Source organism: Tenacibaculum profundicola, from assembly GCF_057220795.1.
This window is the reverse complement of the sequence record NZ_CM170137.1, coordinates 529,192-551,886: the sequence shown is the minus strand read 5'-3', so window position 1 is coordinate 551,886 and position 22,695 is coordinate 529,192. Positions and strand designations below refer to the sequence as shown.

Genomic DNA, 22,695 nt, shown 5'->3' with positions numbered 1-22,695 from the left:
AAATTATTATTTATTTAAAATCTTCAATAAAATAGAACACCCTTTTCTAATTTCTTTTTCACTTATGTTTAATGGAGGGGTTATTCGAATTGCTTTTCCTTCAAAAAGTAGCCAGAATAGTATTAAACCGTGCTCAAGGCAATCGAGAATTACCTCGCTTGCATATTCCGCAGATTCAACCATTAAAGCCAGCATTAAACCACGACCTCTTATTTCTTTAATTTTCGGATGTTTTTCTAAGACCCTACGAATGAGTTGTTCTTTTTTAAGAGCTTCATTCATTAGGCTAGTTTGAGTTATTTCGTTTACAGTTGCTAAACCAGCAGCGGCAATAACTGGATGGCCACCAAAGGTAGTAATATGTCCTAACTTCGGATTATCTTTCAAACAGCTCATTATTTCTTTAGAACTTATAAAAGCACCAATAGGCATTCCTCCTCCCAATCCTTTTCCTGCAACAATAATATCTGGGATTACCTTATAGTTTTCAAATCCCCAGAACGTTCCCGTTCGTCCTATACCTGACTGAATTTCATCTAATATAAGTAGAGCACCGACTTCTTCACATCGCTTTTTTACCTTAAATAAATAATCATTTGTAGGTTCTATAAATCCAGCACCGCCTTGTATCGTTTCTAAGATAACAGCAGCCGTAACGCTTGTGATTTTTGCTAGATCTAATTCATGATTAAATTTAATAAACTTTATACCAGGTATTAATGGGCGATAAGCGCGGTTTTGCTGTTCAGCACCGGACACACTCATGGCTCCTTGTGTGTTGCCATGATAACTGTTTTTTGCCGCAACAATTTCACTTTTACCTGTATATCTTTTTGCAAGTTTTAAAGCCCCTTCAGTAGCTTCGGTTCCAGAATTAACTAAATATACCGAAGATAGCCTGTTGGGCAATGTATCGACAAGTTTTTTACAAAGTTCTAATTGTGGTTTTTGTATAAACTCACCGTAAACCATTACATGAGTGTATTGCGTAAGCTGTTTTTTTATGGCATCATTTACCTTCGGGTGGCAGTGTCCTAAACTATTAGCAGACACCCCTGCAACAAAATCTAAGAGCTTTTTTCCGGAGGTATCGTAGATATAGCTACCTTTGGCATGTGAAATTTCAATAGCCAATGGATGCGGAGTTGTTTGCCCTTGATATTTGAAAAAATCATCTTTCATAAAATCTACTTTCTTTTAAAATCGAAACGAGGCTTAACAGCTTTTCCTTTTCTTCTATTTTCTTTGGATAGTTTTTCTTGTGCTTTTCTAACAACCTCACTTGTTTTTTGCTTTTTAACAGGGGTGATTTTATCTCTTATAAAGATATCTTCCATTACTTTCGGTTGTTCATCACCTCGCCAAACAAACCCTTTAAATTGACGTTCATTTTCAGGAAATTCAGAAGGGGGGAACGTTTTTCCTTCGGATTTTTTAAAATATTTTGTTTGTATGATTTCGTTATTCTCCAGAGTAAATTCTATATCGCTAGCAATCTCTTTGGTGATGGTTTCTAATTTTTGAGTATCCTTATTTCTATTGTAGTAAAGAGATTCAGCATTTCCCTTTACAAGCATGGTTCTTAAATCATTTTCCATAAACTTACCATAAATATTTCTTCCTTTTATCTGGTTATAGTTCTTTTTTGCCAATGAATCTTTTTGAATAATAAACGCATTTTGTAAAACAAATAGGGAGTCTAACTTATTTGTTTGTTTGTTTGATAGCAGCTGAATACTATCGCCTGTAATTTGACTTTTACCAGACCACAAAACCGGATTTTGAAACATTCTTGTTAAACCAGTAACTTGACTCGTATGTATAGAGTCGCATTTTCCTTGTAGGTTAGATTTAAATATTTTAACATTTTTAAATATTCGTACAATCCTTTCTTCAGACTTACCAGTAATTAAAATTTTATCACCATGAACATACATTGAATCTTTTTGATGCTCAGAAATAGCAACGGCTCTACCAATAATGAACAATGAATCTTTCATTTCATATAATTCAGCATAATTCCCCTTAGTAACTGTGCGTTGTATGCTGTCAATAACTTTTATTCTGTTCGTAGCAGAGGCAAACCCTTTTCTTTTATCGTAATATAAACTGTCAGCTTCTACCGTTCTATTTTTAAGAAAAAGCTTAGCTTTTTTTACAAAGTACGAAACTTCTGTATTGGTGTCATAAAATCCTTTTTCAGAATATACTTTAGTACTATCTTTTAAATTGGTAATGGTGCTGGGACCATATAAATAAGCCAAACCTGTATTGGTATAATAATCTAAATGATCGGACTCCAGAAAGTTGTTTGGATTTACAACCGTTACTTTAGATTTTGCTGAAAACTTTTTTTCTTGAAGAAAATAGGTGCCTCTTAAACTTTTTAAAGTATTTTTTTTATCCTTTATGGTGGCCCCATTTTTATAATAAAGAACTTGTTCTTTCCTGTCGAAATGAAGGGTGTCAGTACTCATTTTCATTTCTTTGTCGTTAATCTCAACATTACCCCATGACTTTGCTTTTTTCGTATTACCATCGTATAATGTATAATCACTGTACTGAATAATACTGTCTCCTTGTTCTATAATCACGTCACCAGCTGCTTTAAACAAGTTGTCTTTTTTGTACAATAAGGCTTGTTTACAATTTAAAGTAGCACCTTCATGAGCTAATTTAACGTTACCAATTAAAATAGTGGCTCCGGGGAATTTCTTTTCATCAGATTCAGAATACTGACTTGAAATTATTCTAATTTTTTTTGCTTGCGAATAACTATTAACAAAGAACAGCAAAGTGAGGAGAAAAAATATTTTTTTCAAAATAGTACATTTTTGGAATACAAAAATAATGAAAAGAATAGGCTAATTTTCTTAATAATAAAATAAAAAAATATTCTAATAAAAAAGGCTAGGGTGTTTAATTGTTTTAATTTTGTTTAAAATTTAAAATAATAAAAATATGAGTGCTCATTTTGATCTATCAAAAGAAGAAATGAAGTCGTATGGATATAAAATAGTTGACTTAATAGCCGAACATTGGAGTACAATAGGAGATAAAAAACCTGTGGTAAAAGCGAGTAGAAAAGAAATGGATAGTGTTTTTTTACAAGAAGCACCAAATGAAGGAACACCTGCAGAAGAGGTACTAGATTTTGTAATGGAAAACGTCATTCCGAATAGCGCGGTGACTTCGCATCCTAAAGCGTTTTCTTTTGTGCCAGGACCTAGTAATTTTATCAGTACAATGGCTGATAGTTTGGCTACTGGATTCAATATTTTTTCTGGTGGATGGATGGTTTCTCCCGCAGCGGCTGAATTAGAGATTGTTACCATGAATTGGTTACTTAGAATGTATAATTTCCCAGTAGAAAAAGGAGGTGGTATTTTTACCAGCGGTGGATCTATGGCAAATTTGACGGCTATTGTAACCGCCAGACGTTTGAAATGTGGAGATGATTTTTCAAAAGCAGTTATTTACTTGTCTGATCAAGCACATTCCTCAAATATTAAAGCAATTAGAGTTTTAGGGTTCAAAAAAGAGCAAATTAGAGTGTTACCTACTGATTTAGAGTTTAGAATTAGTATTAACAAGCTTAAAAATGCAATAGCTAAAGACCGATTAGAAGGACTTCAGCCTTTTTGTTATATTGCTTCGGCAGGAACTACGAATACCGGAACGGTTGATCCTTTAGATGAGATCGCTGATATTTGTGAAGAAGAAGATTTGTGGATGCATATAGATGGTGCCTATGGAGGCGCAGCCATTTTATCAGAAAAAGGAGCGAGTGCTTTAAGAGGTATTGAACGTGCAGACTCTCTTACTGTTGATCCTCATAAATGGTTCTTTCAACCTTATGAAATAGGTTGCTTGCTAGTTAAAGATGCTTCTTGGTTAAGCAATACATTTAGTGAAAAACCTGAGTATTTAAGAGATATTGAAGGCAATGAATCTGAAATTAATTTTTACGATTATGGAATTCAACTTACCCGACGCTTTAGAGCTTTAAAGTTTTATATGTCCATTAAAACCTATGGACTAGATACGTTTAAAAAGGCGGTAAGTTATAATATAAAATTGGCAGATGATGTTGAGCGTATGTTGCGCAAAAGTAGAAATTGGGAAATTATTTCTCCAGCCAATCTAGCGGTGATAAATTTTAGATATAATCCAATTGGTTTAACGCTTTCAGAAAAGGATTTAGATGAACTTAACCAAAAGATTTCTCAAAAAATCATGGATTCTGGAGATGCGTTTTTAGTTACAACGGTGTTAAATAAACAAGTAGTTTTAAGAATGTGTTTGATTAATCCTAAAACAACGTTTGAGGATGTTGAATCTACTTTCTTACTGTGTAATTCATATGCTGATGAGATTTTAGAGAAAGGTAACGAATAACGTATTAAATGCCCTTACAATGCTTGTAAAGCAGTTTGTTTTGAGTAATTGTACTTAAGAGTTGGTGTAAGCATCAAGCATAATCTTTTTGATATAGTTTCTTTTTCTAAGAAAGTAGCAAGATAAAAACTGTATTAGAATCTTGATTTCAAGTGATGAATGGAATTATTTATAGAAGAAATAAGTATTGAAATAAAATAAAATAGCTAGAGATGTATACTCTAGCTATTTTTTTAGGTTATATAAATTATACTAAGCTTTGTAAAAAGGTAGTTTAACCACTTTGGCAGTAACTTGTTTTTTACGTATTTGAATAAAGATATCCGTATCAACTTTTGAATGTTCAATAGTGACATACCCCAAACCAATACCTTTTTTTAGTGAAGGACTCATGGTTCCCGAAGTAACATAACCTATTTTAGTTCCATTGTCATTCACGATGTCATATCCTTGACGGGGAATACCGCGATCAATAATTTCAAAAGCAACCAATTTACGAGTTACTCCTTCCAATTTTTGCTGTTTTAAGGCATCAGAATTAACAAACTCTTTCGTAAATTTGGTTATCCAACCTAAACCTGCTTCAATAGGAGAGGTGGTGTCATCAATATCATTCCCATAAAGGCAATATCCCATTTCTAAACGTAGGGTGTCTCGAGCTGCTAGTCCAATTGGTTTAATACCCCAATCAGCACCTGCTTCAAAAACTTTGTTCCAAACAGCTTCAACATCTTTATTTTTTACATAAATTTCAAAACCTCCTGAACCAGTATAACCTGTAGCAGATACGATAACATTTGGTAAACCTGCAAAATCGGTAATTTGAAAAGTATAGAATTTAATTTTAGATAAATCAACTGAAGTTAATGATTGCATAGCTTCGGCTGCTTTAGGTCCTTGGATGGCTAATAAAGACCAATCGTCAGAGCGATCTTCCATTTCAACTCCTAAATCATTGTGAGTAGCAATCCAGTTCCAATCTTTTTCAATATTAGAAGCATTCACAACTAACATATATTCTTGGTCGCTAATCATATATATTATCAAGTCATCAACGATACCACCATTGGCATTTGGCATACAACTATATTGGGCTTTTCCAGGAACTAATTTAGACGCGTCATTAGATGTTATTTTTTGTATTAAAGCCAATGCATTTTCTCCTTTTAAGAAGAATTCTCCCATATGACTCACATCAAATACACCAACACCGTTACGCACAGTTTCGTGCTCCATGTTCACACCTTCATACTGTACAGGCATATTATATCCTGCAAAAGGAACTAATTTTGCACCTAATGCCTCATGAATGTGTGTTAATGCAGTATTTTTCATTTTTAAAATTGTTTGTTTATTATCATGCTAAAGTATATAAAAAATGATTAATAAATTCGACGATAACATGTAATATTTTACCATGTTGCATTCTGCAGTTATGTTAATATTCGAGTAGTGCAAATAATTAATTTTACTTTTGAGATATTACAAAATTCAAAAATTAATGAAATTGAGAGTATTACTTTACTTTTAATTTTTCTAGCAAATAATGAAACCATTGCTGAGCAAACTCTTACGGATTATATTCCAGCGAATTTTCATGAAATTAATGGAGAAGTAGTATTGGTTGTTTCTTCTGAAATGTAAACAGACTACTAAAGGAATATGTATAATGAAGTATTCTTTGTGCCTAAGAAAGATTACTTATCAAAGGAATTACCAAACTCGGTAATATAAATTTAAAAATTAATGAAAAAAGAAAGTATTTTTGATGAACTTATAGTATCAAATTTAGAGGATTAACAAATGAAGATCACAAAAAAATTAGTTTCGAATGTTGTTTTTTTATTGCTTATAGGGGTGCTTTTATACACACCAACTAGAGTACATGTTATCCGTTTGTTTTCTTTTTCTCCTTCAGTAGTGAGTGAGGAGAAAACGGAAGTATTATCGGAGTATAATTGGTCATTAAAGGGCTTAAACACAGAGAATATTGATTCCCGAAAATTAAAAGGTAAAATCATATTTCTTAATTTCTGGGCAACATGGTGTCCTCCTTGTATTGCGGAAATACCGAGTATACAGCTATTATACAATGATTACAAAGATAAGGTCGTTTTTGTTTTTGTGAGTAATGAGAACTGGAGTGCCATAAGTGAGTTTTATACGAAGAATGGATATGATTTGCCTACCTATAGTACCTATGGTAAACTTCCTGAGCTGTTGCGCGCTAGTTCCATTCCTAAAACACTCATAATTAATCAACATGGCGAGATTATGGTAAATAAAACTGGCCCTGCAAATTGGAACCATATAAAAGTAAGAAACCTATTTGATTCCTTAATTGAAGATGATCATAAGAATTAGGTTGTTTAGGTAAAAAGGCCTCTTAAAATCGAGTAAGAACTAAAACTAAAAAGAATAGACTCCGTTTATATATAACGTGCTTTATGCAATAAAATGACGGCTTTAGTATTTTTTGATAGTTTAATCTTTTTAAAATAGCGGCTCAATTCATTAGTAAAGATAAGATAGTATGTCATTATTTTATTGATTCTAAAATCAATAGAATTGAGGTGTAATTTGGTTGTGGGGCTTCGGTACAAGAAAATTAAGGAGATTTCTCAAAAACTTTTAAAGTATAGTCAAATTTGCGTAGTTTTGATTGTATCTTAAAAACATCATTCCAATCTATTTTATAGACGTCATATTGCCAATACCACTTCAAAGAACGTTTACCTATTCGGTAACGGAGTTAGAGGCTAATTTCTTGAAAAAAGGAATGCGTGTTGCTGTTCCTTTCGGGAAATCTAAAATATACACAGCGCTTGTATATAACATACACCAGATAGCTCCAATATTATATGAAGCTAAGGATATACATCAAATATTAGACGAGCTACCTGTAGTTAATGAGAAGCAGTTAAAACATTGGGATTGGATTGCTAATTATTATATGTGTTCTCTGGGAGAAGTATACAGAGCGGCATTGCCGTCGGCGTTTTTGTTGGAAAGTGAAACAATTGTTTATAAAAATGAATCGTTCATCGATGATTTAGCACTAGGAGATGAAGCTTTTTTGATCTTCGAAGCATTACAACATCATTCTCAATTAACAATACATCAAGTAGCTGATATCTTAGGAAGAAAAACGGTATTGCCAATAATAAATGAATTACTTAAAAAAGATGCTATTCATATAAAAGAGGAAATTTATGAAGTATATAAGCCAAAATTAGTTAAATATGTTCGTTTGAATTCTGACTATTCTTCCGATGTTGGGCTTCAAAATTTATTAGATCAATTATCCAGAGCAAAGAAGCAAAGAGAGGCGGTATTGCATTATTTTCAGTTAGCTAGCGCTAAGAAGCCTATAAAAACTAAAGACTTAGAAAAGCAAGCTGGAGTATCTTCTGCGGTTATAAAGGCGTTGGTGGATAAGGAAATTTTTGAGATTTATCATATCCAAACGGATAGGATTAATTTTGAAGGAGAAACAAATGGTATCAAAGCGTTGAATGAATTTCAAGAAGAAGCGTTTCATGCTATTAAAAAAACGTTTGAAATACATGCAGTAACTTTATTGCATGGAGTTACAGGCTCCGGTAAAACAGAAATTTATGTGAAGCTTATAAAAGATGTACTAGCTAAGGGAAAGCAAGTACTTTTTTTGCTGCCAGAAATAGCATTAACCACTCAAATAATTGCTCGATTGCAAAATTATTTTGGGAGTCAGATCTCCGTTTTTCATTCTAAGTATTCTATGAATGAACGGGTGGAAGTTTGGAATAATGTATTGGAGAATAAAACGAAGGCGCAGATTATATTAGGAGCAAGATCGTCTATATTTTTACCCTTTAATGATCTCGGGTTAATTGTAGTTGATGAAGAACATGAAAGTTCCTATAAACAATTTGAGCCTTCACCAAGATACAATGCAAGAGATACAGCGATTGTTTTGGGATACCAGCACAAAGCAAAAGTACTGCTTGGTTCTGCTACACCATCTATAGAAAGTTATTTTAATGCAAAACAAAATAAATATGGGTTTGTTTCTTTACAAAGGCGATTTGGAAATGTTCAATTGCCTAAAATAGAGTTAATTAATATTAAAGAAAAACAACGAAAAAAAGAAATGACAGGTCATTTTTCTGATCGTTTGTTAGAGATGATTACAGAAGCGTTACATCAAAAAGAACAAGTCATTTTGTTTCAAAACCGTCGAGGATATTCTCCTGTTGTTGAATGCACAACTTGCGGTACATCACCTCAATGCCCGAATTGTGATGTAAGTTTAACCTATCATAAATTTCGTAAAGAGCTGAAATGTCATTACTGTCATTATCAAAGAGCCATGCCTACGAATTGCGATGCATGTGGTAATACCACGCTAGATACAAAAGGTTTTGGAACGGAAAAAATAGAATTAGAGTTAAAAGAATTGTTTCCGGATCATTCTATTGGTAGAATGGACATAGACACTACTCGTGGGAAATATGGATTTCAGAAAATTATTGGGGCTTTTGAGGCACAGGAAATTGATATTTTAGTAGGTACACAGATGTTATCGAAAGGTTTAGATTTTGAAAATGTATCTTTAGTAGGAATATTAAATGCTGATTCCATGCTCAATTTTCCTGATTTTAGAGCACATGAACGCGCCTATCAATTAATGGTACAGGTATCGGGTAGGGCAGGGAGGTCTAAGAAACAAGGAAACGTAGCAATACAAACGTATAACCCTTATCATCAAATATTACAGCAGGTTTCTACAACAAATTATATAGAAATGTATAAGGAACAATTGAATGATCGTTGGCAGTTTCACTACCCACCTTACTTCAGAGTTATAAAAATAACGTTAAAACATAGAGATTATACGAGAGTGGATTCTGGCATACACTGGTTAGCAAAAGCGTTGCAAAATATATTTACAGATAATGTGTTAGGACCAACGGAACCGTCTGTATCTCGTGTTCGTAATCAATATATAAAAAATATTGTTCTTAAAATACCACCTAAACAATCCTTAGTAAAAACGAAGCAGCAATTGTATAAAATAAAAAATATTTTTGAGGCAATAAAGGATTTTAGACCTATCCGATTTATAATCGATATTGATGCTTATTGATGTTTTGGTTAATTTTCAAAAAAAACTCATAATCAACTAAATAATGTCTTATATAAAAATACATGACAGATATGTCATGTATTTTTTATCTTATTTCTTTGGATGATTCTAAAAAAAATAGTATCTTGCAGGTGTCTTTGGAGACGTCCATAGACTTTCTTTTTCATAGCAATTTTCCCACTCAATCTATTGAGTGGGTTTTTTCGTCTAAGAACATTTCCATTTTGTCTATAGATTTGGTAAGCTCAAAGGTCGATGCGTTTGTTTCAACTAAAATGTAGAGGATACCTTAAAATTCCTTATTAATTTGCAGTAAGCATTCATAAAAGCTTTAAAAAATGAAAACAGAGACCATTAAAATAAAGCTAGTTAATAAACAAGGAAACGAGGCAACTAATCAATTCGTTCTTGTTGAAATTCCAATAGTTTCTAACGAAACCTTGTTTAATCAGGTATTCATGATTAAAGATTTTGGGTGTGTGTTTTTAAGTTAAAAATTATAATTTTAAGCTTGAAAGAAAAGGGAGATAGTACTATATAAAGAAAAAAACTGCTACTACTATTTTAACTTGAATTAAAAGAATTAATTGGATTAATACCTTGTTAAAAAATAAGGCTATTACATCGATATTTATACTCATACTTTATAAGGTTGTAACAAAATATCGAAAAGAAACTTGACACTGTTAAATGTATTATTTTTCTAGGTCATGATCTTCGTTATTTATTTCTAGTTCGACGAGCTACACGTTAAATATACTAACCAACATCGATTACCATGTTTACTAATTCAGATTCTTTCACTTGAAGATAGTATCCCCACTTTCTTTAAACCAGAAGTAATAATAACTAGTGCCCCCCACTACTTAAACAACCTAAATAAAAACAAACTTAATAGGATAGAAGTACATAGAACATAATTGCCAAAAAAATAAAATACCAAAATTTATGCGATTCCCCTATTTATTAATCCTGATCATATTAGTAGCTAGCTGTTCAAGCTCTAATGATAACATTGAATTAAAAAACCCTATCATTGGAATATGGAAGCTTCATAAAATTACCAAAAATGGAATGGATATTTTTGAACAATGTATGGAAAAAAATGTTTTCATTGCCAATGAAGACGGAACTATTATTATTGAAACATATAGAGCAATCAATATGAATAGTAATTGCATTCTTATTGTTAACTCAGCAAATTGGAAACTTATAGGAAACAGTACTTATGAGATAATTTATGAGAATAATTCTGAAAATGCCACCGTAAACGACAGTAATTTTATCGTTGCAAGTTCTTATATGGAAATAACAAAAAGTGGTCAAGAAGTCATAGTAGAATCAAAAATGATATATAAAAAAGAAGAATGACCCATATTTAGAACAAAATCTAGATCGGTAGTATTTCAAATAGGTTAAACTTCATTAGTTAATCATTAAAAAAACAAGCATTAGGTAATCAGTAAATTACCAAAATAGTTAAAAGCTTCTTCTTTTCATTTGATAAATAGATCAATGGTATATAATGCATTGTTTTCAAAAGAATTTATATTTCTCTTAGGCTAAATATAAATGGGTGTTATTATATTGTATAATAACACCCATTTTAAATACGTATTAGGTACATTATTGTTTATAAATCACATTGAATACCAATAACAAAGTTTCTTCCAGGATTCAGAATACCGTCAGATTTTAGACGAGATAAATGATTGATATATTTTTCATCTAGCAAATTATTAATTACAAAAGATGTTGAGAATTTGTATTTGTTTATGATAATATCACCTCCAAAACTGAAGTTAACCAAATTATAGCTTGGTGTTACAGTTTCGAAATTACTTACTTTATTTTGCTCTAAAAAGCTATGTAGACTAACTGAAGTGTAAGCACGCTGTAACCATTTATTGATATCAAACTCTCCTCTAATTGAATTTTTGAATACATTGGCAGGTATTAAAGGTAAATAGTCGCCATTGTCTTGTTTTCCAATAACCGTTTCATAACTACTTTTAATATGTAACCAATCTAAAGGATGAGGGTGCAGGTGTAACCCGAATTCACCACCATACAATTTAGCATTTTCTTGTAAGTAAGTAAATACAGGAGCTCCATCTTCAACTTCTCCTGTTGGAGATAGATAGATGTAGTTGTTTATTTTATTATAAAATCCATTGGCAAAGAGTTCAAAATGATCTGTACCGTAGTCAAAAGCAAGGTCAAACTGGAAGTTCTTTTCACTTAGTAAGTCATTGTTTCCTATTTCGAAACGGTTCGTTCCATGATGCACACCATTAGATGTTAATTCAGCTAAATTTGGAGCTCTAAACCCATTCGCAATACTTAACCTTGTTGATAGTATATTAAACAAAGTTGTTTTAACTCCTAAGGAAGTAGTAAAACTGTTAAATGATTTGTCAATAGCATTGAAAATATGCACCTCATCTTCGTGCTGAATTTCATGCATTTCACTTGTAATAGATCGGTTGTCAAATCGTATTCCTGCTTGAATTGTCGTACCATTATCAAAACTATAATTAGCAGTGGTAAATAAGCCGAAATCATTAACTGTGGCATCTGGGATTAAAATTTCTTCACCAAAATTTTCATTCGTTTGATACATTCCTTGCGCACCAACAAGCATCTCGATAGCTCCAAATTTCGGAAAGTGGTATTTAGTGTTATAACTAAAAGTTTTTAAGTCTAGATCTAAAGCTGCTTCACCTTCACCGTGTTCATCATGGTCATCATGGTCATCATCATCATGGTCATCATCATCATCATCGCCGTGATCATCATCATCACCGTGATCATCATCATCACCGTGATCATCATCATCACCGTGGTCATCGTGGTCATCGTGATCACCATGGTCTTCAAACTCTTTTCTATTATTGAAGATATAACCTAGATCGATATCAAGTTTAGAGTTTTTAAAGAATATGTGATTATGAAGGCTCAGAATGTGGTTAGTAACGCCTTGATAAGGTAGTTCCATGTGAGTTTCTGTAGTTTGCTCACCAATACCTTCGGTTATTCCTAAGTCAGAATCTAAATAATTATAACGCAATTCTGAGGTGAAATTTTTAGAATTATAACCAAGACCTAATTTTAAATCCTTTTCTTTAAATCTTGTGTTAGTCACTCTTTGATCAGTAGGTATTTTATAATCTGAATGACTAGTGTAAGTTCCTCGGGCTAAAAATTGCCAATTGGTTAAGGAAGATTTAACCCCAACAGACGTATTGCTACCAACTGTATTGCTGAAAAAACGTTGATCTATGTTAACACTTGTTTGGTTGTCAGAAGCAAATTTCTCGGGTTTAATATAAAGTACTCCTCCAAGAGCATCAGAACCATATAACAAAGAAGCTGGACCTTTTATGACTTCAACTCCATCAATTCCAGCACCGTTAATACCCAAGCCATGTTCACCTCCGAACTGTTGGTTTTCTAAACGAATTCCTTGTGTGTAAACTAAAACTTGGTTTCCACTTAAACCTCTAATTACTGGTTTACCAATGGATACTCCAGTTGATATTTGTGATACACCAGCAATGCTACTAATTCCCTCCATTAGTGTAGAAGCACCAGTTTTTTGAATAGCATTTGCAGATAATGCTTCTACTTTCATGACATTTTCTGATTGCAGTCGGTTGAAAGGAGTAGAGATCATTACCTCATCAATACTAAAAATTGACTCTTCTAACTGTGGGTCAAAAGTGATATTTTCATTCTTAAATTCAAATGTTTTCGAAATTGTTTTATAGCCCATAAAAGAAAAACTGATAACCATTTTTCCATTGGGAATGTTTTTAAAATTGTAGGTACCGTCTTCAAGCGATGTTGTTCCTTTATGCAATTGAGGGGCATAAACCTCAACACCTTGCATAATATTCCCTTTGCTATCTGATATTTTACCTGTTAATGTATTTTGAGCATATATGCTCGTTACCCCGATAAACATCAGGATAGATAATAAATGTTTCATAGTTGTATTTACCGTTAATAAGATTTTTTTATTTCATTGTATTAATGACTATAGAAGTTTGTTAGCTCAACACTGAAAACTTCTATTAATAAACGTTTCTATACAGTAAAGTATGGAGGTGCTCTGGAAGATTGTTGTTCGATAAACTTCTTTGGAGAAGTTTGTTGATTGCGTGTATGACTTGATTTGTAAAATTGATCTTGCAATACAATAAAATCTTCAGTAGTAAAAAAAGAAAAAGACTTACATTGAAAATGGAGAATAGAACAATCTACCTCTTGTTCGTGAAAATGAGACTCATTTTCAGTAGAACAAATTATATGTATATGATCCTCTAAAACCGCATGAGCTGTTTGTATGACAGATGGAACTGTCAAAACAAACAAACTGAGAAGGGCAATATGTCTTTGGAATTTCAACATTAATACAAAACCAGCTACAAAAATAAATAAAAATAAAAACTAGGAGTTATAAATACCTAGTTTTTATTTTTATTTATTTTTTCTTTCTTCTCATTCGCATATTAAGCATTTCTACAACTAAAGAGAAAGTAATGGCAAAGTACAAGTAGCCTTTAGGAATTGTGCCAATTTCTTCACCAAAAAAGTTAGCGTGTGATAAATGGGCGGCTTCTGCTATCAACATAAAACCTATAAGAATTAAAAAGGATAATCCTAGCATTTGAATAGCTGGATGTTTGTTGACAAATTTCCCTACGGGGTTTGCAAATAACATCATAATTATCATCGATAAAATAACCGAAATAACCATGATAGGTATAGCTCCTTTGATACCATTAGTCATTCCTACAGCTGTTAAAATAGAATCAAAAGAAAAGACTATGTTGATCAGGGTTATTTGTATTATTGCCTGACTCAGACTGTATTTTTTCTTAGGTTTATCACTCATTTCATCCTCGTCTGCGCCTTCTACTTTATGGTGGATTTCTTTAGTGCTTTTAAACAACAAAAATATACCTCCAGCAAATAATATTAAGCTTTGTCCCGTAAAACCAGCTTGAAACCAAGGAAGGTCAATATGAAAAAATGGCGCATTCATTGCGATTAATAACGAAATACCAAACAGTAAAATAATACGCAAAATCATGGCTAAGAACAAACCTATGTTTGTAGCCTTTTTCTGCTCGCCTTCGGGGAGCTTATTTGCGGCTATTGATATAAATATGATATTGTCAATACCTAGTACGATTTCTAAAAAAGTTAAAGTTATCAGCGCACCCCAAGTGTCTGCTTGTAAAAATAGTTCCATAGTTTTATTTTACTTTGTATACAGTTCCGTTGTTTTTAAAATTAGAATAACCAATTTTAGCTGTAAAATCATAAGAGCTATCTGTTACTTTGGTTATTTGTACAAATATAGGATCTTTATCTAAATCTGTTTTTGGGTTTTTCATTCGCAATGTGTAGGCGAAGTTGTTTTTCCAGGTAATGTACAGTGTGTCAATTCGTTTTATTTCTTTTTCAGTGGTCAACGTATCTGTTGAAATACTTACTTTTTTGGTATATTCCTCAATTTGTAAATTAGCTACTCTTGTAATAATAGTCTTACTATAAGAGTCTCCAGCAGGAATTTCAAAAACCCCTTTTTTAAAACGTATTGGATCGCCTTTTTTTTCAGGCGTACATCCCAGAAAAGTTACAATTATTAAAAATAAAGGTATGAATGCTTTCATCAGGTGTATAAAATTAAATTCCAGTGTAATTAGAAGGTGTTATTACCTTTAATTCTTCCTTGATTTCAGAAGATACATCAAGAGTGTCAATAAAATTACCAATTGAATTTTGCGTAATTTTCTCGTTCGTACGTGTTAAGCCTTTCAATGCTTCATATGCATTTGGATACGCTTCACGACGCAAAATTGTTTGAATAGCTTCAGCTACCACTGCCCAGTTGTTTTCTAAATCTTCTTTGAACTTTTCAGCATTTAATAATAATTTATTCAAACCTTTTAAAGTTGAAGAAAACCCAATTAAAGTGTGTCCGAAAGGCACCCCAACGTTACGCAAAACGGTGCTGTCAGTTAGGTCACGTTGTAAACGAGATACAGGTAATTTTGATGATAAATGTTCAAAAATCGCATTGGCGATACCTAAATTGCCTTCAGAATTTTCAAAATCGATAGGATTTACTTTATGCGGCATGGCCGATGACCCTACTTCTCCTTCTTTAATTTTTTGTTTGAAATAATCATTAGAAACATAGGTCCATATATCTCTATCTAAATCAATTAAGATAGTGTTTACACGTTTTAGCCCATCACATAAAGCAGCCATATGATCATAATGTTCAATTTGAGTAGTTGGAAAGGAATGGTGTAATCCTAAGATATTTTCCACGAAGTGGGTTCCGAAATTTTTCCAGTCGATGGTTGGATAGGCCACTTTATGTGCATTATAATTACCAGTAGCTCCTCCAAATTTAGCGGCGTGTGGTGTGTTTTGTATATGTATAACCTGATTGTTGATACGTTCTACAAACACAAAAAATTCTTTTCCTAAGCGAGTAGGAGAAGCGGGTTGCCCGTGCGTACGAGCTAACATCGGAACGTTTTCCCATTCTTCAGATAAATCTGCTAGTTTGCAAACCAAGGTATCTAAAGAAGGGTAGTAAACTTCTTCCATGGCGTCTCTAATAGATAATGGAATAGCTGTATTATTGATATCTTGAGATGTTAAGCCAAAATGAATAAACTCTTTGTATTGTTCTAAATTTAAAACATCGAATTTTTCTTTAATAAAGTACTCTACCGCTTTTACATCATGGTTTGTAATACTCTCAATATCTTTGATTTTCTGAGCATCTTTGGTAGAGAAATCTTCGTAAATTTCACGTAAGTTAACGTAAAGGTTTTTATTAAAGTCAGCCAACTGTGGTAAGGGTATTTCACACAGCGCAATAAAATATTCAATTTCTACTTTAACTCGGTATTTTATTAAAGCTTCTTCAGAAAAATAATTCGCTAAATCTGCTACTTTGTTTCGATATCTTCCATCAATAGGAGATATAGCATTTAATTGTGTTAAGTTCATGTTTACTTGTTGTGTTGAAGTAGCAAAAGTAAAAATTCTAAAATAGATATCCTTTATTAAAAAAAGGAAATTTACCTAAAAACTTTCCTATTAATAATTTTTAGTTCATCTTTCTTTTCCAGTGTTTTAATAGCTCTAATAGTTGTTTCTACACGTAAGCCTAATATGTCGGCTATTTGTTGTCTGGTATGCGGAATTTTAAAAGTGAATTTGCCGTCTAGTTTGTATACATCGTCTTTTAAATAATCAAAGAAGCGAAGCACCCTATGTGAGGGTTCTTGGCTAGAGATCTCTGAAGCGATAATTGCTTTGTAATAGAGTCTTTGGGCTAGGCTCTTGGTGATTTTTAAATGAATATCTGGATACTTTGCTAATAGTGCTAGCAAGTTGTTTTTAGGGACTATTAAAATAGTTGACTCTGTAAGTGTTACAGCATTGGCAGGATACGTTACATCAATAAAAAGAGGAGGCTCTCCGAAGCTTTGATTTTTATAAAAAATACCCTGAATAAATTCTTTACCTTCGTCGTTAAAGTTATTCATTTTAACAGCCCCGCTCATTATCTGGAAATAATTACGGGCGATACTATTTTCTGAAAAAATAATTTCATCTTTAGAAAAGACTTTAATTTCGGCTTTAAAGAGAAGTAAAATTTCTTGTGGAATCATTATGATTTAAGTCATAAATTGCAAAAGCATAAAGATATAATTTTGACGCCTATTAATTACATTTATAATGGATAAAAGAGAAATAACTACAAGAGATGATGTTTTTATGTTAGTATCAACATTTTATGCTAGAATTAAAGAGGATGATTTTATTGGACCTATTTTTGTTAAAACGATACCTCAAAAGGAATGGGATGATCATCTCGAAAAGCTTACCGATTTCTGGGAAACGAACTTGTTTTTTGTTAGAAAATTTAAGGGAAACCCTATGAAGGCGCATAAAGATGTTGATAGGGAGTTTGAACATACTATTACCCAACAACATTTTGGTCGTTGGCTCCAGTTATGGTTTTCAACAATTGATGATTTGTTTATTGGTGAAAAAGCAAACGACGCAAAAGAAAGAGCACGAAATATTGCTTCAATGCTCTTTTTAAGAATGTATGAGTCAAAACCTAAGCGATAAAACTTACGCAAGCTGGTAAATAATTAAGAGTACATTTCCCAAGATATTAACTATAAATGCCCATACTACCATTTTAAATGGTCTCTGGCTTATGGCAATAGCGTTGGCTGACATCGCTGATATACATGCGAAAATTAGAGGAAAGTAAGCAACTTCTCTGTGCACTGCTAATGCTGCTGAAATGCTACCGATCATTGAACCGATGATGATTAATATAATCGATATTCCAATGGCATTTTCTTGCTCATCAGCGATCCAATTATTAATTTTTAATAGAACGTTTAATTTGTGTTGTTTTTTGTGTGTTATTTCTGAGGATATAATGCTTACACTGATCATAATATGAATTGTTTATAGCAAATTTATTAACTATAAAAGTGTTAATTTATGACCTTAATCATAAAGAGAGATAAAATTAAACGACGATATCCATTTTTATGTTATGACTTATTTTTATATTCACAATTTAAAAAAATAATTAGTGCAGTCAACTACGTTAATATATATGGTATTCGCCATTTTAGGAAGTACAGCGGTTGCTTTTTTTCAATATTTTTATAAAGAGAAAAAGCCATCTAAAATAACGATCCTATTGTTTAGTTTAAAAGCGATAAGCTTATTTTTGATCTGTTTATTATTGTTTAACCCAACTATTGATGTTGTGGTAAATCAGAATATAAAACCTAAATTGGCAGTACTCGTTGATAACTCACTTTCAACCAAGTTTTTTGGAGAAGATAAGAACGTTGTAAATTTGTTGAATATCGTTAAAAATGATAGAGATTTAAACAAAAAATACGATGTTTCGACGTTTAGCTTTGGTGCATCATTACAGGTATTGGATAGCTTACATTTTACGGAAGCAAACACGAATATATCTGAAGCTATCAATGCTACCAATGAGTTATACAATGATTGTAAATTGGTACATGTATTACTATCTGACGGAAATCAAACTTCAGGTGATGATTATGAGTTTTTAGCGTCTGAAAATAAAATTTACCCTGTGGTAATTGGTGATACAACCCAATATCAAGATATTCAAATCACACAACTTAATGTTAATAAATATAGTTATATAAAAAATAAATTCCCTGTAGAAACCTTATTACTTTATGAAGGAAAAGAACAGGTGAGTACTATTTTTACAGTAAGTCATAAAGGGAAAAAAGTGTATTCTGAAAAACTACATTTTTCATCTGATTCGCCCATTAAAACAGTTAATGTAAATTTAACTTCTGAGGAAAAAGGATTGCAATATTATCAGGCCTCTATAAGCAGGCTTAACAATGAAAAAAATACAAAAAACAACGATAAGAACTTTTCGGTTGAAGTATTTGATGAACAAACAAAGGTATTGTTGTTAAGTGGCGTTTTGCACCCAGATTTGGGAGCCATTAAAAAGGCTATAGAGAGTAACAAGCAACGCAAGGTAGATATACAAATCATTGGGAAAAGTAAGGTCAATTTGGAAGATTATCAGTTTTATGTATTGTATCAACCAAATTTTTATTTCAAAGAAATTTTTGAGAAAGTGCCTTCCAATTTTTTAGTGATAACAGGAGATAGAACGGATTGGAATTTTATTAATTCTTTGAATTTAGGGGTACGCAAAAATGTAATTAATCAATCAGAAAATTACGGTGCCTTATATAACGATCAATTTTTAACCTTTATGCAAGAGGATATAGGCTTTGAAGATTTTCCTCCGCTGCGAGATAAATTTGGAACCCTAACATTTTCAGAGAATTCACAAGTTTTACTGCATCAAAAAATTGGTGATATAGGTTCTGAACAACCGTTATTATTTGTTCAAGAGAACAATGATCAAAAGTACATGTTTTTATTAGGGGAAGGCTTATGGAGATGGAGAGCTACGAATTATTTAAAAGAGAAATCGTTTAAAAGCTTTGATACGTTTATTGGAAATTTGACGCAATACTTGGCTTCAAATAAAAAGAGAAAACGATTAGAGGTTAAAGCGAAAACATTGTATCCGGCGAATGCAACCATTAATTTTTCAGCGTTTTATGTAGATAAGAATTATCATTTTGATAATCGAGCTTCATTGCAATTAAAAGTGATAAATACGAGTACCGACGAAGTTAAAATTTTACCGTTTTCATTGGTTAATAATTCTTACCAAGTAGCTGTTGAAGGCTTATCGGCGGGTAACTATTCATACGAGGTTTCTGTAGAAGGGCAGACTATTAAACAGAGTGGGAGGTTTAAAATAACAGAATATCAAATTGAAGAACAGTTTACCAGTGCTAATAATAAGAAGTTGTTGAAATTAGCTCAAAATACTGGAGGTGTACTTTTTTATGCAGATCAGTCAAAAGCTTTAATTAAAAGCTTACTTAACGATGCTAGTTATTTTACCGTGCAAAAATCAATTACTAACCATCAGAATTTAATTGATTGGAAATGGATTTTGATGTTAATCGTAGTTTTTCTATCAATAGAGTGGTTTGTGAGAAAATACTACGGTAAAATTTAAAAACTAATCTAAATCTTTTATGTTAGAACATTTTTTTCAATGTCCTTATTGTTGGGAAAACATATCAATGTTGTTAGATACTAGTAGTTCAGAACAGCGTTATGTAGAAGATTGCGAAATATGTTGTAATCCTATACGAATACAAGTAGTATTTGAAAACACCAATTTGATTAGGTTTGAAGCCATAGATTTAGAGCAGTAACTTGTAACGAACCAATTATGGTAGGTGATAAATACTATAAATAGAAATAAATACGACAAAACAAATTTAGAGGTGATTAGTAACTTTTAAAAATAGACATATGAAATTTAATACACGTAAATGGGTAAAACCAGAGGATTTAAATCCGAATGGAACATTGTTTGGAGGAAGATTATTACAATGGATAGATGAAGAATTAGTAATTTATGCTATAATTCAATTAGAAATACCAAAAACAGTCACGAAATTTATGTCAGAAATAGATTTTGTAAGTTCTGCTAAGCAGGGAGATATTATTGAAATTGGTATTGATGTTGTAAAGTTTGGAAAAACTTCCATAACATTAAAGTGTGAGGTCCGTAATAAATTAACACGTAAAACCATTATTGAAATAGAAAAAATAATCATGGTAAGTTTAGATGACAACGGTATTCCTAAAGAGCATGGAAAAACCAAAAAAGAATACGTTCAAGAGAGATTAAAGAAGGAGTAAACGAAGAATGTTTATATACTAATAAAGGTAGTCTCATAGACTACCTTTATTAGTAAGACATATTGTTAAATATTAGTTTTCTCCTATTTTTTCAATATCGACACCAGTATTTTCAAAATTTAATTCTAAGCCACCTACTTTTTTCAAAATAAAATTGAAAAGCATAGTGCCAATTAAACCAAAAATAAACCCAATAATAAAATACAAAATTGGGCCAATAATTAAGGCAATAATTCCTCCTCCCATTATGGCGGCCATAGGCCCCAAGTCACCTGAACCATTTCCTCCAATGGCTCCAAGTAGACTACCAAACAAGGTGCCTAGTCCAATCATAATAAATGCCATTAGAGCCATTAAAATAGCTGTTATCAAAGCGTACCTTACAGGATCAATTCTTTTTAAGTTTAATTTTAGCGTATTCATAAGTTTTAAATTTAATTAATATATAAATGTAAATAATTAAAACAAACCTCTTGATTTTAAATCAAGGTATTTATTTATAGTATTACCTGTTAAATTCTCTGGTTTCGTTAGTACGGATTGTATTCCATATTTTTTTAGTTCGTTCGCTATTTGCTTCTTTTCATACATGAATTTTTCAGCAATAATTTTGTCATAAACGTTTTCTACCGTATCTGCTTTTTCATTTACTAAAGTGTTCAGTTCTGTATTTTGAAAGAAAACAACCAATAATAGATGATTTTTAGCAATAGCTCGTAAATAGGGGAGTTGCCTGTGTAAGGCATCTAGCGTTTCAAAATTTGTATAAAGAATTAACAAACTTCTGCTCGTTATTTTTCGCTTGATCGTAGCGTACAGCAAACTATAATCGGCTTCTATAAATTTGGTAGTAACATTATACAAAGCTTCTGATATTAAATTCATTTGCGAATTTCGTTGTTCTGCTACTACTAGATTTTCAATTTTTTTCGAGAAGGTTAGCATACCCGCTTTGTCTTGTTTTCGCAAAATAATATTACTTACGGCCAACGTTGCGTTAATCGCGTAATCAAGTAATGACAGGTTATTAAAATGCATTTGCATAGGTCTACCTTTATCTATAATAGAGTATACGGGTTGTGATTTCTCCTCAATGTATTGGTTAACCATTAGCTGATTCCTCTTGGCAGTAGCTTTCCAGTTTAACGTTCTTATGTCATCTCCAGAAACATACTCTTTAATTTGCTCAAACTCTAAAGAGTGTCCGATTCTTCTAATTTTTTTGTTTCCGTGCGCATTTAAGTCGTTTGAAACTGGCTTGATATCAAATTCTTTCAGCTTTAGAAAAGAAGGGTAGCAAGTGAGTTCCTTTTCTTTACCTAAAACATATTTTCGCATTGCTAGTTGAAGAGGGGAACTTACATAGACATTAATATGACCGAAACTATACGTACCTCTTTTTGTTGGAAGAAGATCATAACTTATTGATTTTTGTTGATCAGGTTTTAGGAGTTGTTTAAATGAGTTATTTCTTTTTTGAAACTGAAAAGGCAATTCTTCTATAATGGTGGCATAGGCATTGAATTTATAGTTGTTTTTTATGTGTAACTTAATTTTATTAGGATCTCCATTAGATAGCCTTTCTGGTAAAAAACGAGCTACTTCAATACCTTTTTTCAGGGTGTAAATTAAAATGATATCGACAAAGATTAAGAGCGTAATCGTGAATACTACTATTTTAGAAATAGTTAAAAAAAGAGGGATGAAAAACCCGATAACAAATAAAATAGCAATCAAAAAAATGCTATAAAATAGTCTGTCGTGCAAAAATAAAGAATCGTATAATTTCTTCATTTCGT

At 32.0% G+C, this 22,695-nt stretch carries 21 protein-coding genes; 10 read left to right on the top strand and 11 right to left on the bottom strand.

Annotated elements, in window-relative coordinates; all coding sequences use genetic code 11:
- Nucleotides 1–6: 6 nt before the first annotated feature.
- The gene (locus tag AC2TDS_RS02340; protein ID WP_484737528.1) at nucleotides 7–1,182 is read right to left on the bottom strand and encodes an aspartate aminotransferase family protein; all 1,176 of its coding nucleotides are present in this window, start codon (nucleotides 1,180–1,182) and stop codon (nucleotides 7–9) included.
- A gap of 5 nt (nucleotides 1,183–1,187) precedes the next feature.
- A complete protein-coding gene (locus AC2TDS_RS02335) occupies nucleotides 1,188–2,822 on the bottom strand; it encodes an OstA-like protein (protein ID WP_484737527.1) in 1,635 nt (544 codons plus the stop codon).
- A gap of 139 nt (nucleotides 2,823–2,961) precedes the next feature.
- Between AC2TDS_RS02335 and AC2TDS_RS02330 the strand changes: the two genes are divergently transcribed.
- Nucleotides 2,962–4,398 (top strand): pyridoxal phosphate-dependent decarboxylase family protein, encoded by a 1,437-nt coding sequence (locus tag AC2TDS_RS02330; protein WP_484737526.1) that lies wholly within the window; start codon nucleotides 2,962–2,964, stop codon nucleotides 4,396–4,398.
- Between the two features lie 252 nt (nucleotides 4,399–4,650).
- Here the strand turns inward: AC2TDS_RS02330 and gcvT are convergent, their stop codons facing one another.
- Nucleotides 4,651–5,733 (bottom strand): glycine cleavage system aminomethyltransferase GcvT, encoded by a 1,083-nt coding sequence (gene gcvT / locus AC2TDS_RS02325; RefSeq protein WP_484737525.1) that lies wholly within the window; start codon nucleotides 5,731–5,733, stop codon nucleotides 4,651–4,653.
- Between the two features lie 117 nt (nucleotides 5,734–5,850).
- Between gcvT and AC2TDS_RS02320 the strand changes: the two genes are divergently transcribed.
- The 5 genes from AC2TDS_RS02320 (at nucleotide 5,851) to AC2TDS_RS02300 (ending at nucleotide 10,897) form a co-directional block, all read left to right on the top strand.
- A complete protein-coding gene (locus tag AC2TDS_RS02320; protein ID WP_484737524.1) occupies nucleotides 5,851–6,042 on the top strand; it encodes a hypothetical protein in 192 nt (63 codons plus the stop codon).
- A 159-nt stretch (nucleotides 6,043–6,201) separates the two neighbouring features.
- On the top strand, nucleotides 6,202–6,762 hold the full coding sequence (locus AC2TDS_RS02315) for a TlpA family protein disulfide reductase (protein ID WP_484737523.1): 561 nt from the start codon (nucleotides 6,202–6,204) through the stop codon (nucleotides 6,760–6,762).
- Nucleotides 6,763–7,105: 343 nt separating this feature from the next.
- Complete coding sequence (gene priA, locus AC2TDS_RS02310; RefSeq protein WP_484737522.1) at nucleotides 7,106–9,526, top strand: replication restart helicase PriA; 2,421 nt, start codon at nucleotides 7,106–7,108, stop codon at nucleotides 9,524–9,526.
- Nucleotides 9,527–9,864: 338 nt separating this feature from the next.
- A complete protein-coding gene (locus AC2TDS_RS02305) occupies nucleotides 9,865–10,020 on the top strand; it encodes a hypothetical protein (RefSeq protein WP_484737521.1) in 156 nt (51 codons plus the stop codon).
- A gap of 454 nt (nucleotides 10,021–10,474) precedes the next feature.
- The gene (locus AC2TDS_RS02300) at nucleotides 10,475–10,897 is read left to right on the top strand and encodes a hypothetical protein (protein ID WP_484737520.1); all 423 of its coding nucleotides are present in this window, start codon (nucleotides 10,475–10,477) and stop codon (nucleotides 10,895–10,897) included.
- Between the two features lie 262 nt (nucleotides 10,898–11,159).
- Here the strand turns inward: AC2TDS_RS02300 and AC2TDS_RS02295 are convergent, their stop codons facing one another.
- From AC2TDS_RS02295 to AC2TDS_RS02275, 5 genes are all read right to left on the bottom strand, one after another.
- On the bottom strand, nucleotides 11,160–13,517 hold the full coding sequence (locus AC2TDS_RS02295) for a TonB-dependent receptor (RefSeq protein ID WP_484737519.1): 2,358 nt from the start codon (nucleotides 13,515–13,517) through the stop codon (nucleotides 11,160–11,162).
- Between the two features lie 495 nt (nucleotides 13,518–14,012).
- A complete protein-coding gene (locus AC2TDS_RS02290; protein WP_484737518.1) occupies nucleotides 14,013–14,786 on the bottom strand; it encodes a TerC family protein in 774 nt (257 codons plus the stop codon).
- Between the two features lie 4 nt (nucleotides 14,787–14,790).
- Nucleotides 14,791–15,210 carry a hypothetical protein gene (locus tag AC2TDS_RS02285; protein WP_484737517.1) on the bottom strand — a complete coding sequence of 140 codons (420 nt, stop codon included), beginning with the start codon at nucleotides 15,208–15,210 and terminating at the stop codon, nucleotides 14,791–14,793.
- 13 nt (nucleotides 15,211–15,223) lie between these two features.
- Nucleotides 15,224–16,567, bottom strand: a complete 1,344-nt coding sequence (gene purB / locus AC2TDS_RS02280) for an adenylosuccinate lyase (protein WP_484737516.1) — start codon at nucleotides 16,565–16,567, stop codon at nucleotides 15,224–15,226.
- A gap of 71 nt (nucleotides 16,568–16,638) precedes the next feature.
- Nucleotides 16,639–17,235 (bottom strand): Crp/Fnr family transcriptional regulator, encoded by a 597-nt coding sequence (locus AC2TDS_RS02275; RefSeq protein ID WP_484737515.1) that lies wholly within the window; start codon nucleotides 17,233–17,235, stop codon nucleotides 16,639–16,641.
- 67 nt (nucleotides 17,236–17,302) lie between these two features.
- Here AC2TDS_RS02275 and AC2TDS_RS02270 point away from each other — a divergent pair, with 67 nt between their 5' ends.
- Nucleotides 17,303–17,701, top strand: a complete 399-nt coding sequence (locus AC2TDS_RS02270; RefSeq protein ID WP_484737514.1) for a group III truncated hemoglobin — start codon at nucleotides 17,303–17,305, stop codon at nucleotides 17,699–17,701.
- A 3-nt stretch (nucleotides 17,702–17,704) separates the two neighbouring features.
- Here the strand turns inward: AC2TDS_RS02270 and AC2TDS_RS02265 are convergent, their stop codons facing one another.
- A complete protein-coding gene (locus AC2TDS_RS02265; RefSeq protein ID WP_484737513.1) occupies nucleotides 17,705–18,040 on the bottom strand; it encodes a hypothetical protein in 336 nt (111 codons plus the stop codon).
- Nucleotides 18,041–18,182: 142 nt separating this feature from the next.
- Here AC2TDS_RS02265 and AC2TDS_RS02260 point away from each other — a divergent pair, with 142 nt between their 5' ends.
- The 3 genes from AC2TDS_RS02260 (at nucleotide 18,183) to AC2TDS_RS02250 (ending at nucleotide 20,896) form a co-directional block, all read left to right on the top strand.
- A complete protein-coding gene (locus tag AC2TDS_RS02260) occupies nucleotides 18,183–20,201 on the top strand; it encodes a VWA domain-containing protein (RefSeq protein WP_484737512.1) in 2,019 nt (672 codons plus the stop codon).
- Between the two features lie 19 nt (nucleotides 20,202–20,220).
- A complete protein-coding gene (locus tag AC2TDS_RS02255) occupies nucleotides 20,221–20,403 on the top strand; it encodes a CPXCG motif-containing cysteine-rich protein (RefSeq protein ID WP_484737511.1) in 183 nt (60 codons plus the stop codon).
- Nucleotides 20,404–20,503: 100 nt separating this feature from the next.
- Nucleotides 20,504–20,896: an acyl-CoA thioesterase gene (locus tag AC2TDS_RS02250; RefSeq protein WP_484737510.1), complete on the top strand. Its 393-nt coding sequence runs from the start codon at nucleotides 20,504–20,506 to the stop codon at nucleotides 20,894–20,896.
- Nucleotides 20,897–20,968: 72 nt separating this feature from the next.
- Here the strand turns inward: AC2TDS_RS02250 and AC2TDS_RS02245 are convergent, their stop codons facing one another.
- Together AC2TDS_RS02245 and AC2TDS_RS02240 are read right to left on the bottom strand one after the other, a co-directional pair.
- On the bottom strand, nucleotides 20,969–21,319 hold the full coding sequence (locus tag AC2TDS_RS02245; protein WP_484737509.1) for a hypothetical protein: 351 nt from the start codon (nucleotides 21,317–21,319) through the stop codon (nucleotides 20,969–20,971).
- Between the two features lie 36 nt (nucleotides 21,320–21,355).
- A complete protein-coding gene (locus AC2TDS_RS02240; protein WP_484737508.1) occupies nucleotides 21,356–22,690 on the bottom strand; it encodes a DUF58 domain-containing protein in 1,335 nt (444 codons plus the stop codon).
- Between the last annotated feature and the right edge of the window lie 5 nt (nucleotides 22,691–22,695).

Bases quoted from the DNA above. Each gene is read 5' to 3' on its own strand.
- AC2TDS_RS02340 (WP_484737528.1), bottom strand. From the start codon at position 1,182: ATGAAAGATGATTTTTTCAAATATCAAGGGCAAACAACTCCGCATCCA.
- AC2TDS_RS02330 (WP_484737526.1), top strand. From the start codon at position 2,962: ATGAGTGCTCATTTTGATCTATCAAAAGAAGAAATGAAGTCGTATGGA.
- gcvT (WP_484737525.1), bottom strand. From the start codon at position 5,733: ATGAAAAATACTGCATTAACACACATTCATGAGGCATTAGGTGCAAAA.
- AC2TDS_RS02315 (WP_484737523.1), top strand. From the start codon at position 6,202: ATGAAGATCACAAAAAAATTAGTTTCGAATGTTGTTTTTTTATTGCTT.
- AC2TDS_RS02305 (WP_484737521.1), top strand. From the start codon at position 9,865: ATGAAAACAGAGACCATTAAAATAAAGCTAGTTAATAAACAAGGAAAC.
- AC2TDS_RS02300 (WP_484737520.1), top strand. From the start codon at position 10,475: ATGCGATTCCCCTATTTATTAATCCTGATCATATTAGTAGCTAGCTGT.
- AC2TDS_RS02295 (WP_484737519.1), bottom strand. From the start codon at position 13,517: ATGAAACATTTATTATCTATCCTGATGTTTATCGGGGTAACGAGCATA.
- AC2TDS_RS02290 (WP_484737518.1), bottom strand. From the start codon at position 14,786: ATGGAACTATTTTTACAAGCAGACACTTGGGGTGCGCTGATAACTTTA.
- AC2TDS_RS02285 (WP_484737517.1), bottom strand. From the start codon at position 15,210: ATGAAAGCATTCATACCTTTATTTTTAATAATTGTAACTTTTCTGGGA.
- purB (WP_484737516.1), bottom strand. From the start codon at position 16,567: ATGAACTTAACACAATTAAATGCTATATCTCCTATTGATGGAAGATAT.
- AC2TDS_RS02275 (WP_484737515.1), bottom strand. From the start codon at position 17,235: ATGATTCCACAAGAAATTTTACTTCTCTTTAAAGCCGAAATTAAAGTC.
- AC2TDS_RS02270 (WP_484737514.1), top strand. From the start codon at position 17,303: ATGGATAAAAGAGAAATAACTACAAGAGATGATGTTTTTATGTTAGTA.
- AC2TDS_RS02265 (WP_484737513.1), bottom strand. From the start codon at position 18,040: ATGATCAGTGTAAGCATTATATCCTCAGAAATAACACACAAAAAACAA.
- AC2TDS_RS02255 (WP_484737511.1), top strand. From the start codon at position 20,221: ATGTTAGAACATTTTTTTCAATGTCCTTATTGTTGGGAAAACATATCA.
- AC2TDS_RS02250 (WP_484737510.1), top strand. From the start codon at position 20,504: ATGAAATTTAATACACGTAAATGGGTAAAACCAGAGGATTTAAATCCG.
- AC2TDS_RS02245 (WP_484737509.1), bottom strand. From the start codon at position 21,319: ATGAATACGCTAAAATTAAACTTAAAAAGAATTGATCCTGTAAGGTAC.
- AC2TDS_RS02240 (WP_484737508.1), bottom strand. From the start codon at position 22,690: ATGAAGAAATTATACGATTCTTTATTTTTGCACGACAGACTATTTTAT.